Origin of the sequence: Actinoplanes flavus (assembly GCF_017592555.1) — a bacterium.
GTDB classification, from domain to species: Bacteria; Actinomycetota; Actinomycetes; order Mycobacteriales; family Micromonosporaceae; genus Actinoplanes; species Actinoplanes flavus.
The window spans coordinates 95,029-108,066 of the sequence record NZ_JAGFNS010000023.1; the positions used below are offsets into that span (position 1 = coordinate 95,029).

Consider the following 13,038-nt stretch of genomic DNA (forward strand, 5'->3'; position numbering starts at 1 on the left):
GCAAGATGTCGACCACGTGACGAAATAGAACGTGGTCGAAGCCGCCCCTACGGCAGGCGGCGCTCCAGCACGGCCACACCCGGACCGTCCAGGTCCGCAAGTGCCGAGCGCCGGCCGGCCAGCGCCAGCATCACCGCCTCACCGGGGCCGCGCACGACCGGCCCGTCACCCCACGCCCAGACCAGGTCGGTGCACTCGAACCGCAGCCCCGCCGGGCGCCGCCGGGGCGTGAACCCGACCGCCCGCCCACCGACCAGGAAATCGAGGGAGATCCGCAGCCGCTCCGGCCGTAATTCACCGGTCAGGCCCAGCGGCCGCCGGATGTCCTGCTGATGGATCTGCAGGTCGGTGAGCGCCCCCGGGTAGCCGACGATCGGCGGCCGGAACGGGTTCTCCGCGTGCGCGCGCAGGATCGCCGCCAATTCCCGGGCCGGGCGGGTGGCGGTCGCCGCGGCCAGCCGCGCGTTCGCCTTGTGTACGTTGAACCCGCTGCGCACCAGCATGGTCAGCGCGGCGCCGTTGCCGGTGGCGACCACGGCGACCAGATGCCCGACCACCTCCTTGACCGTCCACGCCGAACACAGGCTCGGCGTGCGCAGCTGCCCGGCGGTCAGCGTGTCGGTGAGGTCGGCCAGGCTGCGGCGTTCATCGGCGATCATCCCCGTGATGCTCATCCGGCGACACTACCGTCGCGGCGAACGCGCCGGCCCGCGCCGCGACGGCCGTGTCGGCGGCCGTCCGGTCGGCCAGGCCCGCGTCCGGGCCGGCTCGCAGCAGCACCAGCTCGTGATAGAGCGGGGCGGTCGCGGCGACCAGCAGCCGCCGGGCGTCGGTGCCGGCCGGGATCTCGGACCGGCCGGCCGCCCGCGCCACGATCACCGCACACCGGTCGTAGCGGTCCGCCCAGAACGCCCGCAGCGCCTCGGCGGCCCGCGTGGACCGGAACGACGCCGCGATCAGCGCCGTGGTGATCGGTGGATCGCCGGTGAGCGCGGCGAACACCTCCCGGTTCAGCGCGGCCAGATCGCCGTCGAGGGTGCCGGTGTCCGGCGGCCGCCAGTCGTCGGCGGCCGCCTCGGCCAGCACGTCGGCGAGCAGCCCGCCGACGTCACGCCAGCGTCGGTAGACGGTGGTGCGGTGCACGCCGCAGCCGGCGGCGACCGTGTCGATGCTCAACGCGTCGTAGCCGTGGTCGACGAGCTGGGCGACGACCGCGTCCAGGACCCGGCGGCGGACGTCGGCGCTGCGGCCGCCGGGGCGGCGGGTCGGTCGGTTCACCCTTCCCACTCTAACGCAACATGTGTAGCGTTAGAGGTATGGATATGGTCACCACCTCACCCGGTCCGTATGCGATCACCACCGGCCCCGACCGCGCCCTGTGGTTCACCCTCGTCCACAGCGATCAGGTGGCCCGGCTGAAACCCGGCGGACGACCACAGACCTACGACACCGCACCCGCCTCCGGCCCGATGATCATCGCGGCCGGCCCGGACGGCGCCCTCTGGTTCACCAGCCGCTCGCACCACATCGGCCGGCTCACCACCACCGGCGACCTCGCCCTGTTCAGCCCGCCCACCCCGGAGTCCGGCCCGTACGGCATCACCACCGGCCCGGACGGCGCCCTCTGGTTCACCCAGTCCACCGCCGGCCGGATCGCCCGCATCACCACCACGGGCGACATCACCGAATTCCCGGCGGCCGGCGGATTCCCGTCAGCGATCACCACCGGCCCCGACGGCGCCCTCTGGTACACCCGCAACCAGGCCAACACCGTCAGCCGCATCACCACCACCGGCCAGGTGACCGATTTCGATCTGCCCACCGCGCAGGCCGGCCCGGTCGGCATCACCCCCGGACCCGACGGCGCCCTCTGGTTCACCGAGATCCTCGCCGGCCAGATCGGCCGGATCACCACCGACGGCACGATCACCGAATTCCCGCTGCCCGACCGCGCCGGCCGCCCGCACGCCATCACCACCGGCCCCGACGGCCGCCTCTGGTGCACCGAATGGGCCGGCAACCGCCTCACCACGATCACCGTGGACGGCCGCGTCGAAGGCCACGACCTGCCCCTGCCCGACAGCGAACCCCACGGCCTCACGACCGGCCCCGACAACGCCGTCTGGACCGCCCTGGAGATCGGCGCTCTCGTCCGCTCCCCCACCACCTGACGACCTCTACTGCCGGGTGTCCGGCTGAGCAGGCCCCCGGCCACGGCCGGCCCGCAGCCGCCGCATCCCCAGCGACGCGCTGGCGCGCACACCCGGATCCGGATCCTCCATCAGCACCAGCAGCAGCGGTTCCGCCTCTGCACCGAGGCGTTCCAGACAGATGCCGAGCGACCGCCGCACGCCCGCGTTCTCGTCCCCGGCCAACGGTGTGAGCGCCTGTAGTGCCCCCGGCTGCCGGCACCACGACACCAGGCCCACCGCCCGCGCCCGGGTCCGCGGGTCGCCGTCGTGCAGGTAGGGCCGGACCACCGCATCCACCCGTACCCGGTCCGGCTGCTGGCCGAGCCCTTCGAACGCCGTCATCCGCAATGCCGGATCATCGAGCGCCGCGACGAACACCTCCAGATCCCGCGGGTCGCCGATCTTCCCGAGCCCCCACAACCGCCCGCTCTCGTCACCGGTGTAGGCGAGCGCCTGCACCCGGCTGGCCTCCGGCTCGAACTCGGCGAGATGGTCGAGGTCGTCCTCGATGGCGGTGATGTCGTGGCCGCGGCGCACCGCCTCCCGCAGCGCCCGCAGCAGCTCCCCGAAACTGCGCTCCACGCCGCCGCACGCTACACCGGTAGCCCCGGGCCGGTCGCGGTGGACCGGTCCGGGGCTACCGGTGTGGTGGGTCAGCGGCGGCCGTCAGACCGTGGCCGTGGCCTTCGCCTCGGTGGCCGTGTCGCCGGCGTCCTGCGGCTGGTCCTTGGCGGCGGTGAAGCCACGCAGCGGGACGTGCCGGATGGCCAGCGCGGCCAGGAGCCCGGCGGCGGCCACGATCGCGGCCCAGGTGAAGACGGCGCCGACGCCGTCGGTGACGCCCTGCTGAAACAGGTGCCGGGCGGCCTCGGGCAGGCTGCGCAGCAGCTCCGGCGTCATCCGCGCCGTCGAGCTCGCCGCGTCGCCGGCCGCGGCCGGGCCGGCGTTGGAGGTGATGGACGCGGTCAGGGTGTGCGCGTAGATGGAGCCGAGGATGGACACGCCCAGGGAGCCGCCCATGTTGCGCAGGAAGGTGGCCGCTCCGGTGGCCGCGCCGATGTCACGCAGCGGGGCGCTGTTCTGGGCGATGAGCATGGTGGTCTGCATGAGGCAGCCCATGCCGAGGCCGAGCACGACCATGTAGAGGGCGGTGGCCGTCTTGGAGGTGTCGGTGCCCATGGTGGCGAACAGGGCGAGCCCGGCGGCCATGAGGACGGTGCCGGCGATCGGCAGGGCCCGGTAGCGGCCGGTCTTGCTGATCAGCTGCCCGCCGGCCAGCGAGGTCACCATCGAGGCGATCATCATCGGCATCAGCAGCAGGCCGCTGTTGGTGGCCGAGGATCCCTGGACGAACTGCTGGTACTGCGGCAGGAAGGTGATGCCGCCGAACATCGCGAAACCGACGATGAAGCTGAGCGTGCCGGCGAGGGTGAAGTTGCGGTCGCGGAACACCGTCAGCGGCATGATCGGCTCGGCGGCGCGGCGCTCGACGACCACGAACGCGAGGAACGCCGCCACGGTCAGCGCGGCCAGGCCCAGGATCTGCGGGGAGATCCAGTCGTACTCGGTGCCGCCCCAGCTCGTGATCAGCACCAGCGCGGTGATCCACGTGGTGAGCAGCGCCGAGCCGGTCCAGTCGATGCGTGCCTTGCCGGTGCCGCGGGGCAGCTTGGCCAGGGTGAACCAGGAGACGGTCAGGGCGATCACGCCGAGCGGCAGGTTGACGTAGAAGGCCCAGCGCCAGTCGAGGTGGTCGGTGATGAAGCCGCCGACCAGCGGGCCACCGATCATGGCGGCCGGCATGACCGCCATCATCACGCCCTGGTACTTGCCGCGTTCGCGGGGCGGCACGATCTCGGCGAGCACGGCCATGACGCCGACCATGAGGCCGCCGGCGCCGAGGCCCTGCAGGGCGCGGAAGCCGACGAGTTCGGCCATGTTCTGCGACATGCCGCACAGCACGGAGCCGGCCAGGAAGATCGCGATGGACGAGATGAAGGTGATGCGGCGCCCGAGCAGGTCACCGAGTTTGCCCCAGATCGGGGTGGCCACGGTCGACGCGAGGATGTAGCCGGTGGTCACCCAGGCCAGGTGGTTGAGGCCGCCGAGGTCGCCGAGGATCGTGGGCAGGGCGGGCGCCACGATCATGTTGTCGAGCATGGCGAGCAGCATCGCGATGGCCAGCCCGGCCGTGGTCGCCAGGATCTCGCGGTGGCTGAACCTCGGTGGTGCCGTCGGTGCGGTGTCCGCTGGAATGGACGTCACGTGCTTGCCTTCTCCTTCGACGATCGCGGTGTGGTGCGGCGATCTGATGGGCGTACGGGCGATCACCCGCATTTACTTGCCGACCGGTAAGTTGTAGCTTACCGGTCGGCAAGTTAGCAACTATGCTGAGAACAACCCGGCAGGTACGGCCGGCGAACCCAAACGGGCACAGGGAGCAGGCGTGTCGAGACGGCAGAGTGACACCAAGGCCGACATCCGGCGGGTGGCGCTGGAACTGTTCACCCAGCGCGGCTACGAGGCCACCTCACTACGCGAGATCGCCGAACGCCTCGGCGTCACCAAAGCCGCCCTCTACTACCACTTCCACAGCAAGGAAGACATCGTCCGGTCCCTGTTCGGCGAACACCTCGCGGCCCTCGACGACCTGGTCGCCTGGGCCACGAAACAGCCCCCCGGCCCGGACCTGCGCACCGAGGTCATCGACCGCATGCTGCGCCTGAGCCTGGAACACGGCCGCCAGACCATGCAGTTCGCCCTGGCCAACCAGCACGTCGTCCGAGATCTGCATCCCGGCAAGGAGAACATGTTCGAACGGCTGCGCACCCTGTTCGACATCGTCACCGGCCCGGACGCCACCACCGAAGAGGCCCTGCGGATCCGGGTCGCGCTGCTCAGCATCAACACCACCGTGTTCGCCGCACAGGGGCTCGGCGCCACCGACGAACAGATCACCGCCGCCGTCCACGACATCGCCCACCGGCTCACCCGCTGACCACCACCGGCGATTGAGGCCGGGAAGTGACCTGACCGGTCCCTAGCGTGACCGGCATGACCGACAGCCGACCGGGCCTGCGCCCGTTCCGTATCGACATCCCCCCGTCGCAGCTCGACGACCTGAACAGCCGGCTGGCCGCCACCCGCTGGCCGCAGGATCTGCCCGGCGTCGGCTGGAGCCGCGGCGTTCCCGCCGGCTACCTGCGGCAGGTCGCCGACCACTGGCGCACCGGCTACGACTGGCGCACCCACGAGGCGGCCCTCAACCGCCACCCCCAGCACCTGACCACCATCGACGACCAGAACGTGCACCTGCTGCACGTGCCCTCCCCCGAGCCGCACGCCACACCCCTGCTGCTGCTGCACGGCTGGCCCGGCACGGTCGCCGACTTCCTCGACGTCATCGGGCCGCTGTCCGATCCCCGCGGCCACGGCGGCGACCCCGCCGACGCCTTCCACCTGGTCATCCCGTCACTACCGGGATTCGGGTTCTCCACCCCCCTGGCCGGGCCCGGCATGAACGCGGACCGCATCGCCGGCATCCTCGCGACCCTGATGGCCCGGCTCGGCTACGACCGCTACGGCGTACACGGCTACGACTGGGGCGCGTGGATCGCCCCGAAAGTCGGTGAGCAGGACCCGCACCACGTCAGCGGCGTCCACCTCACCGCGCTGGTCACCGTCCCGTCCGGAGCCGACGGGGAGATCGACGCCCTCACCGGCGCCGACCGGCAACGCTGGCAGCGCATGCTCGACTACAACGACGCCTATCTGCGGTGCAACAGCAAACGGCCGCAAACCGTCGGGTACGCCCTGACCGACTCCCCCGCCGGCCAGCTCGCCTGGCTCATGGAGATCTTCAAGGAGCACACCGATCCGGTCGACGGGCTGCCGGAGGACAGCATCGACCTCGACCGCATCCTCACCGGCGTGTCGATCTACTGGCTGACCGGCACCGCCGCCTCCGCCGCCCAGATCTACTTCGAGGAGTTCTCCGCCACCAGCGCGACCGCCCACCGGCCCGGGACCGTGCCCACCGGAGTCCTGGTGTCCGCACAGGACACCACGATCCGGCCGTGGGCCGAACGCGACCACCACATCGTGCACTGGACCGAACTCGGCACCGGCGGGCACTTCCTCGCCATGGAAACACCCGGCCCGCTGGTCGACGACATCCGCACGTTCTTCCGGAAACGACGGTAAGGCCGGCTGCCCGGCCCGGCGGTGTCAGCCGCCGGGCCGGGCGTCCGACGGCAGCGGCGGCGCCGACGTCACGAAACGCCCCGGCGCCGGCAGATCCGCGCACCGCGCCCGCGGAAACGACGCGTCGGCCTTGCGGATCGCGGCACAGCCCGCCGCCTCCGTACGCGCCACCAGCGACCAGCCCGACCCGGTCTGCCGCAGGAAGTAGCGGCGGACCGCGGTGTTCACCTCGCAGCCCGGCCGTACCTCGGCGCCGCACGCGGCCGGATCGTCCGGAACGGTCATGACCAGCCAACGGCTGTCACACGACTCGACGGTGCCCGCGGAATGACGCGACACGTCCAGGCCGCGCACCGCCGCCCGCGTCCACGTCGCGTCGCAGTGATCGGCCGGCGGGTTGCAGCCGAGCTCGGCATCGCAACGCGTGTACACGCCGCCGCGCAGGCTCCACGGCTGCTGGTTGACCGTCACGATCCGGCCGGCGAACGGGGCCGCCGACGTCACCGTCACCGTCACCGGGGTGCTGCCGGGACACGCGCCGTGCACCGACGACAGCCTCGACTCCTCGGTCACGGACACGAAGACCGTTCCGTTCTCCTCCTGCGTGTCGGCCACCCGCACGTTTCGGGAACACCCGTCCGGCCCGGCCAGCGCCGCCACCCGCACCGTCACCGTCCGGTCACCGGGGCCCGCGCTCACCCCGGTCACCGTCGCCGCATGAGTGCTCCACTGCGCGGGCGTGGCCGACGGCTCCTGCCCGGGACCGGCCCCCGGCCGGGCGCAACCGGCGACCACGGCAAGCAGACAGAGACCGACGACGATACGACGCATGACCGGCATTCTGCCCGACCCGCGCACACCCGGCGCGCGTACCCGTACCCGAAGGAAAACGGACGGCCGTGACCCGGACCGCTCAGGGTGGGAACCGGCTAACCGGCCCGCCACGACGGGTCACGGCCGGTCAACGCCAGCAACTGCCCGAACCGGTCCGCCTCCGCACCGACGCTCACCGCCGGCCCGAACGCACCCATCTGCCGGCCCATCTCCCCCATCGAATCCAGGAACTCCGCCGTCGGCGGCAACAACGCCGGATCCACCTCGTAGGGCTGCCCCGTGGCATGCGCCAGATCCCAGCCGTGCACCACCAGGTCCACCACCATCATCAAACCGAGCGTCCGCTGCGGCAGACCCATGCCCGGCGACACCCCGTCCAGCACCCGCGGATCCGACCACGCCGCCACCATCGCGCCGGCCTCGACCGCGAAATCGTCACGCCACCGGCCGGTCACACTGTCCGGAGTGACACTCCAGTCGACCTCCGCCCGCGCCGCCACCAGCTGAAAGTTACGGACCACCTGAAACAGATGATTCAGCAGGTCACGAACCTTGAACTCGGCACACGGCGTGGCATGCCCGAGCTGCTCGTCACGCACCCCCGCCACCAGGGCCGAAACCACCGGCACGGCACGCCCCAGCAGATCACTGATCTCGGTAGACATCCACCCAGCCTAGAAACCCCGGCCGCCCGCAGCCAGCACCCGGCGCCACCCGGACGGGTGAACGCCTCACGCCCGGCCCGGGTCGGTGACCATCAACGGATCCTCGGCGACCTCCACCCGCCCGTCAGCCTCGTCCGCCGTCACCCCCACCAACTGCAGGAACCGGCCACCCAACTGCGGATCCTCGGCCAGAATCAGCACCGTCAACCCGGTGTCCGGGCCGTCGGTGTGCGGAAAACCCGTCACCGGACCACCCCAGTTGATCCACTGACCGTCCTCCACCGGACCGTCCAGCGACGCCACATACGCCGCCACCCGATCCAGCAACACGAACGGCCACTGTGGCGGCTGCACCTCCTGCGCACCGCGGGCCACCCGCAACGTCAACTCGAAACCCCAGCGCTCACCCAGCCCGTAGGAGACCAGATGCCAATGCCCGGCCGCCGGATACGCCGACGCCGCCCGCAACCGGCAACCCTCCACCGGATACGTCACATGCCACGGCTGCACCTCCGGATACAGCCCGCCCAACGCCTCGGTGACCGCGTCCCACATCATCCCGGCATTCGATCATGACCGGCCCGCCAACCGCGACGCCGACCCCGGCCCACCACCACCGCGACCACACCCGCCAGCACCGCCAACCCGGCGCCACCAGCCGCGAACCAGCCCGCCCGCACCCACTCCGACGCATCCGACACCCGCCGCGGCGCCGCATGCGACACCGGCGCCGCGGCCACCACCGGACCCGCCTCCTCCGTCAACGCCCGATACGGATTCAGCAGCCCGTACCCGTACTCGTCACTGCGCGCACCACCCGGCGCCGGATCCACCGACCGCAACAACCGCCGGGTTATCTGCTCCGCACTCTCCCGCGGAAAACGCTGCTTCAGCAGCGCCACCGTCGCCGTCACGAACGGCGCCGCGAAACTCGTCCCCTGCACCACCTGATGACCGGCCACCGGCGACGCCACCGTCACCCGATCCCCGAACGCCACCACATCCACATGCGCACCGACCTGCGAATACGACGCCCGCAACCCGTCCGCGCCGACCGCGCCGACCCCGATCACCCCCGGAAACGCCGCCGGATACACCACCCCCGCCTCCGGGCCGTCGTTACCGGCCGCCGCCACCACGATCACCCCGGCCGCCACCGCATCCGCGATCGCCAACCGCACCGCCGTGCTCTCCTGCGGCATCACCAGCGAAATGTTGATCACCTGGGCGCGGCCCGGACCCGCCGCCCACCGGATTCCCTCCGCGAACGTCTGCGCACTCCCACCCGAACTCGTCGCGGCCGTCTCGTCGATGTCCTGCTGCTCACTGACCCGCACCGGCACGATCGTCGCCCCCGGCGCCAAACCCTGCACCCCACTACCCGCATCCGCGCCCGCCGCGATGATCCCCGCCACCCCGGTGCCGTGCCCCACACAGTCGCGCCGGCCCGCGAACTCGTTACGCAGAAAATCCCGGCCCGCCGCCACATGACCCCTGAGCTGCGGATGCCGTACGTCGACCCCGGAATCCACCACCGCCACCCGCACCCCGGCCCCGGTCGCCAACCCCGCCAACCGCGCCGGCGCGTACGCCTTCAACTCCGCCGGCACCGCCGACACCACCGGCTTCGCACCCAGGCACGGCGCCGCCCACGCCCGCTGCGGAACCGGCACCGCCACCACCGCCACCAGCCCGGCCACCACCGCCACCAGCCACCGCACCACCACACACACCCCCGACCCCGTAGACCGGCGTGGATGCTACCGGCCGCCGGTTGTGCCGAGCCCACCCCGGCCGATAGGTTGAAAACCCAATCTGCGGTGCGCTGAGGGAAATCCGGTGAAAATCCGGTGCGGTCGCGCCACTGTGAACCAGCCCCCCGGGGCCGGTGAGTCAGGACGCTCACGCGCCGCAGGCCCCATCGATCGGGACGCGTCATCCCGTAGGAGGTTGATCCCGCCATGCCCAAGGCACAAGCGCTCACCACCCCCACCATCTCCACCCGCCTGCTGGCCACCGCCGCCGGCGTCACCGGCATCATGCTGCTGCTGGCCTACCTCGTCGCCTTCGACCAGGGCGCCCTCTCCCAATCCGGCACGTACCTGCACGAACTCATGCACGACGGCCGCCACCTGCTCGGTGTTCCGTGCCACTGACCCCCAGCTACCCGCAACTGCTGCTCAGGGGCCTACTCGCCGGACTCGTCGCCGGACTGCTCGCCGGAACGTTCGCCCACCTCGCCGGCGAACCGCACATCAACGCGGCCATCGCCATCGAAGAAGCCGGCGCACCCGCCGGCGACGCGATCGTCTCCCGCGACGTCCAGTCCGGGCCCGGCCTGTTCCTGGCCACCGGCCTCTACGGCGTGGCACTCGGCGGCATCCTCGCCACCGCCTACACCGTCCTGCGCCGCCGCCTGCACACCGGCAGCGACACCACCGCCGCCCTCAGCCTCGCCGCAGCGGCCCTCACCGGCATCGTCCTGGTGCCCTACCTCAAATACCCACCCAACCCACCGGCCGTCGGCGACCCCGCCACCATCGACCAGCGCACCGCCGCCTACCTCGCCGCGGTCGCCCTCGGCCTGGTCGCCGTCTGGGCCGCCGCCCTCGCCGCCCGCACCCAAACCCACCCCTGGGCCCGCGCCACCGCCGCCGCGGCCGCCTTCCTGGTAGTCGTCACCATCGCCTACACCCTCCTGCCCACCTTCCACGAGGTGCCCGACGACTTCCCCGCCACCCTGCTGTGGGACTTCCGCATCTCCTCACTCGGCACCCAGACCATCCTCTGGACCGCCCTCGGACTCGGATTCGCAGGCCTGCTCGCCCGCCTCACCCACCGCACCGAAACCCCCGCCACTGTTCCGTGACCGGGCTACGGCTCATCGCCGCCGGACACACCCGCGCCCTGCGCCGGGCCGTGTTCGGCGGCGACGACCACCTCGACGAAGCCGGCCGCAACACCGCCCGCACCCTGCGCATCCCCACCCGCGGCCCCTGGCTCACCGCCCCCTCCCACGCCGCCCGCGAAACCGCGACACTCCTCGGCGCCACCCCCACCATCGACCCGGCACTCGCCGACCCCGACCACGGCACCTGGACCGGCCACACCCTCGACCAGATCAACCCCACCGACCTGCACACCTGGCTCACCGACCCCGACGCGGCACCCCACGGCGGCGAATCCCACACCCAACTCCTCGCCCGCGCCACCACCTGGCTCCACCACCAGCGACAACCCTCCCTCACCGCCGTCGCCCATCACCTCGTCGTCCGCGCCCTCCTGACCGCCGCCCTCGACCTGCCCGCCACCGCCATCCGCCGCCTCGACGTCGCCCCACTCGCCGTCACCCGCCTCACCCGCCACCCCGACGGCTGGCACCTGCACCTGCCACAATCCGCACCATGACCCTGCGCATCACCATCGACGACCTCACCGGCCCCGACATCGCCGCCCTCCTGCAACAACACGTCGACGACATGCGCGCCATCAGCCCACCCGACAGCAAACACGCCCTCGACCTCAACGGCCTGCGCCAACCCGACATCACCCTCTGGACCGCCCACGACGACCACCAACTCGTCGGCTGCGCCGCCCTCAAACACCTCGACCCCACCACCGCCGAAATCAAATCCATGCGCACCGCCACCACCGCCCAACGCCGCGGCGTCGCCACCACCCTCCTGCACCACCTCATCACCCAAGCCCGCCACCGCCACTACACCGACCTCTACCTGGAAACCGGCACCGCCGACTACTTCGCCCCCGCCCGCGCCCTCTACCAGCGCTTCGGCTTCCACACCTGCCCACCCTTCGCCGACTACCAGCCCGACCCCCACAGCACCCACATGCACCTCACCCTCTGAACCCTTTCCGGTACGCACCACCCCGCCCCCGCCGAACCACACCTCCCGCAGCACCACGCGACCACGCTGCCCACGCACGCCCGCGACGCACCATCCGGGCTTTGCGCCCCCGGTCACCCTCACCCCCCACCCCGGGCGAGAACACCGCAACAACGGTGTGAACCATCGACGAACACGACCGCCTGAGCTGAATGCCTGTCCCTCTACCTCCACCAGGGCGGGTTTCATCGAATGCAGAACCCGCATCGGCGGGCGACCCAATTCGGCGACGAAGGCGGCGGAGCTGATTACGTCCGCCAGAACGGGGTTCTGTCTCGCGAAGTGTGATCGAAGCTTGCTGATGAATCGTTGGGTCACTGTGCGATGCATCGATCCAGCAGGTCCTGCCCCATCTTGACGGCCTCCGCATCGAGAAGGTGGAACGGTCGAACGCCGGCTTGCAGCTGTGGGCCAGCGTCCGCGACCGCACGGCGGTTTGTCCGACCTGCGGCACTGCGACAGGGCGGGTGCACGGCCGCTACCTGCGCCAGTTGACGGACACCCCAGTCGCCGGGCAGCCGGCCCGGATTCTGCTGCGGGTCCGCCGCTTCATCTGCGCAAACACCTCCTGCGTGGTCCGGACGTTCGTCGAGCAGGTCGACGGGTTGACCCGGCGGCGGTTGCGCAGCACCGACGGGCTGCGGCAGATGCTGACCGCGATCGGCCTGGCCCTTGCCGGCCGGGCCGGAACACGTCTTGCCGCCGTGCTGGGCGTGCTTACCAGCCGCAGCAGCCTGCTCCGGCTGGTACGAGCCCTGCCGGACCCGCCGCAGCGTCCCGTGGCGGTGCTGGGGGTCGACGACTTCGCGATCAGACGAGGCCACCACTACGGCACCGTGCTGATCGACTGCGAGACCGGGCAGGTCATCGACTTGCTCGTCGGCCGCGATGCCGCACCGCTGGCCGGCTGGCTCGCCGCGCACGCGACACCGCAGGTGATCTGCCGAGACCGGGCCAGCGCCTACGCCGAAGCCGCCCGCGCCAGTGCACCCGACGCTGTGCAGGTCGCTGACCGGTTCCATCTGTGGGCGAACCTGGCCACTGCGGTGGAACGCTGCGTCGCCCGGCACAAGGCCTGCCTGCAGGAACCCGCCGCCGTGCAGGCCGTGCACCAGCCGGAGGCGGTCACTGAGACGCCGGAGCCGGCTGGGGCGATGGCGCAACGCCGCCGCGAGCACCACAAGCTGGTCCACGATCAGTGGGCGCTGCGACGGGCCCGACGCGGCTGACGCGCGCCCC

Annotated in this window: 16 protein-coding genes and 1 riboswitch; of the genes, 8 read left to right on the forward strand and 8 right to left on the reverse strand. The window is 71.6% G+C overall.

Annotated features, from left to right (window positions below):
- Positions 1-47: 47 nt before the first annotated feature.
- Both J5X75_RS30120 and J5X75_RS30125 read right to left on the reverse strand, forming a co-directional pair.
- Positions 48-674, reverse strand: coding sequence for a maleylpyruvate isomerase family mycothiol-dependent enzyme (locus J5X75_RS30120; RefSeq protein WP_208470913.1), 627 nt, complete (start codon positions 672-674; stop codon positions 48-50).
- A complete protein-coding gene (locus tag J5X75_RS30125; RefSeq protein WP_208470914.1) occupies positions 646-1,278 on the reverse strand; it encodes a TetR/AcrR family transcriptional regulator in 633 nt (210 codons plus the stop codon). Before J5X75_RS30125 ends, J5X75_RS30120 begins: the two co-directional genes overlap by 29 nt.
- A gap of 38 nt (positions 1,279-1,316) precedes the next feature.
- Here J5X75_RS30125 and J5X75_RS30130 point away from each other — a divergent pair, with 38 nt between their 5' ends.
- Complete coding sequence (locus J5X75_RS30130) at positions 1,317-2,171, forward strand: Vgb family protein (protein ID WP_238489873.1); 855 nt, start codon at positions 1,317-1,319, stop codon at positions 2,169-2,171.
- Positions 2,172-2,177: 6 nt separating this feature from the next.
- On the opposite strand, the gene J5X75_RS44755 is transcribed toward J5X75_RS30130, so the two are convergent.
- Both J5X75_RS44755 and J5X75_RS30140 read right to left on the reverse strand, forming a co-directional pair.
- A complete protein-coding gene (locus tag J5X75_RS44755) occupies positions 2,178-2,774 on the reverse strand; it encodes a HEAT repeat domain-containing protein (protein WP_208470916.1) in 597 nt (198 codons plus the stop codon).
- A gap of 84 nt (positions 2,775-2,858) precedes the next feature.
- Positions 2,859-4,364 carry an MDR family MFS transporter gene (locus J5X75_RS30140; RefSeq protein WP_238490045.1) on the reverse strand — a complete coding sequence of 502 codons (1,506 nt, stop codon included), beginning with the start codon at positions 4,362-4,364 and terminating at the stop codon, positions 2,859-2,861.
- Between the two features lie 274 nt (positions 4,365-4,638).
- On the opposite strand from J5X75_RS30140, the gene J5X75_RS30145 reads away from it, so the two are divergent.
- A complete protein-coding gene (locus J5X75_RS30145; protein WP_208470918.1) occupies positions 4,639-5,190 on the forward strand; it encodes a TetR/AcrR family transcriptional regulator in 552 nt (183 codons plus the stop codon).
- A 56-nt stretch (positions 5,191-5,246) separates the two neighbouring features.
- Positions 5,247-6,395: an epoxide hydrolase family protein gene (locus tag J5X75_RS30150; protein ID WP_238489881.1), complete on the forward strand. Its 1,149-nt coding sequence runs from the start codon at positions 5,247-5,249 to the stop codon at positions 6,393-6,395.
- A gap of 24 nt (positions 6,396-6,419) precedes the next feature.
- Here the strand turns inward: J5X75_RS30150 and J5X75_RS30155 are convergent, their stop codons facing one another.
- From J5X75_RS30155 to J5X75_RS30170, 4 genes are all read right to left on the reverse strand, one after another.
- Positions 6,420-7,226: a hypothetical protein gene (locus tag J5X75_RS30155; protein ID WP_208470919.1), complete on the reverse strand. Its 807-nt coding sequence runs from the start codon at positions 7,224-7,226 to the stop codon at positions 6,420-6,422.
- Positions 7,227-7,324: 98 nt separating this feature from the next.
- On the reverse strand, positions 7,325-7,894 hold the full coding sequence (locus J5X75_RS30160; protein ID WP_208470920.1) for a TIGR03086 family metal-binding protein: 570 nt from the start codon (positions 7,892-7,894) through the stop codon (positions 7,325-7,327).
- A 66-nt stretch (positions 7,895-7,960) separates the two neighbouring features.
- On the reverse strand, positions 7,961-8,452 hold the full coding sequence (locus J5X75_RS30165; protein WP_208470921.1) for a suppressor of fused domain protein: 492 nt from the start codon (positions 8,450-8,452) through the stop codon (positions 7,961-7,963).
- Positions 8,449-9,618 (reverse strand): S8 family serine peptidase, encoded by a 1,170-nt coding sequence (locus tag J5X75_RS30170; protein ID WP_307798351.1) that lies wholly within the window; start codon positions 9,616-9,618, stop codon positions 8,449-8,451. Before J5X75_RS30170 ends, J5X75_RS30165 begins: the two co-directional genes overlap by 4 nt.
- A gap of 78 nt (positions 9,619-9,696) precedes the next feature.
- Positions 9,697-9,847, forward strand: a riboswitch (adenosylcobalamin (AdoCbl) riboswitch).
- Positions 9,848-9,855: 8 nt separating this feature from the next.
- Here J5X75_RS30170 and J5X75_RS30175 point away from each other — a divergent pair.
- The 5 genes from J5X75_RS30175 to J5X75_RS30195 all read left to right on the forward strand — a co-directional run bounded on the left by J5X75_RS30175 (position 9,856) and on the right by J5X75_RS30195 (position 13,028).
- Positions 9,856-10,050 carry a CbtB domain-containing protein gene (locus J5X75_RS30175; protein ID WP_208470922.1) on the forward strand — a complete coding sequence of 65 codons (195 nt, stop codon included), beginning with the start codon at positions 9,856-9,858 and terminating at the stop codon, positions 10,048-10,050.
- Positions 10,041-10,763 (forward strand): CbtA family protein, encoded by a 723-nt coding sequence (locus J5X75_RS30180; RefSeq protein WP_208470923.1) that lies wholly within the window; start codon positions 10,041-10,043, stop codon positions 10,761-10,763. The genes J5X75_RS30175 and J5X75_RS30180 overlap by 10 nt, the downstream gene beginning before the upstream one ends.
- Positions 10,760-11,302: a histidine phosphatase family protein gene (locus tag J5X75_RS30185; protein WP_208470924.1), complete on the forward strand. Its 543-nt coding sequence runs from the start codon at positions 10,760-10,762 to the stop codon at positions 11,300-11,302. The genes J5X75_RS30180 and J5X75_RS30185 overlap by 4 nt, the downstream gene beginning before the upstream one ends.
- Positions 11,299-11,760 (forward strand): GNAT family N-acetyltransferase, encoded by a 462-nt coding sequence (locus tag J5X75_RS30190; protein ID WP_208470925.1) that lies wholly within the window; start codon positions 11,299-11,301, stop codon positions 11,758-11,760. The genes J5X75_RS30185 and J5X75_RS30190 overlap by 4 nt, the downstream gene beginning before the upstream one ends.
- Before the next feature lie 416 nt (positions 11,761-12,176).
- Entirely contained in the window at positions 12,177-13,028 is an 852-nt protein-coding gene (locus tag J5X75_RS30195; protein WP_208470926.1) for an ISL3 family transposase, read from the forward strand.
- Positions 13,029-13,038 lie beyond the last annotated feature (10 nt).

Excerpts from the sequence above, each read along its gene's own strand:
- J5X75_RS30120 (WP_208470913.1), bottom strand. The coding sequence starts at position 674 with ATGAGCATCACGGGGATGATCGCCGATGAACGCCGCAGCCTGGCCGAC.
- J5X75_RS30155 (WP_208470919.1), bottom strand. The coding sequence starts at position 7,226 with ATGCGTCGTATCGTCGTCGGTCTCTGTCTGCTTGCCGTGGTCGCCGGT.
- J5X75_RS30190 (WP_208470925.1), top strand. The coding sequence starts at position 11,299 with ATGACCCTGCGCATCACCATCGACGACCTCACCGGCCCCGACATCGCC.
- J5X75_RS30140 (WP_238490045.1), bottom strand. The coding sequence starts at position 4,364 with ATGCTGCTCGCCATGCTCGACAACATGATCGTGGCGCCCGCCCTGCCC.
- J5X75_RS30160 (WP_208470920.1), bottom strand. The coding sequence starts at position 7,894 with ATGTCTACCGAGATCAGTGATCTGCTGGGGCGTGCCGTGCCGGTGGTT.
- J5X75_RS30175 (WP_208470922.1), top strand. The coding sequence starts at position 9,856 with ATGCCCAAGGCACAAGCGCTCACCACCCCCACCATCTCCACCCGCCTG.
- J5X75_RS30165 (WP_208470921.1), bottom strand. The coding sequence starts at position 8,452 with ATGATGTGGGACGCGGTCACCGAGGCGTTGGGCGGGCTGTATCCGGAG.
- J5X75_RS30130 (WP_238489873.1), top strand. The coding sequence starts at position 1,317 with ATGGATATGGTCACCACCTCACCCGGTCCGTATGCGATCACCACCGGC.
- J5X75_RS30150 (WP_238489881.1), top strand. The coding sequence starts at position 5,247 with ATGACCGACAGCCGACCGGGCCTGCGCCCGTTCCGTATCGACATCCCC.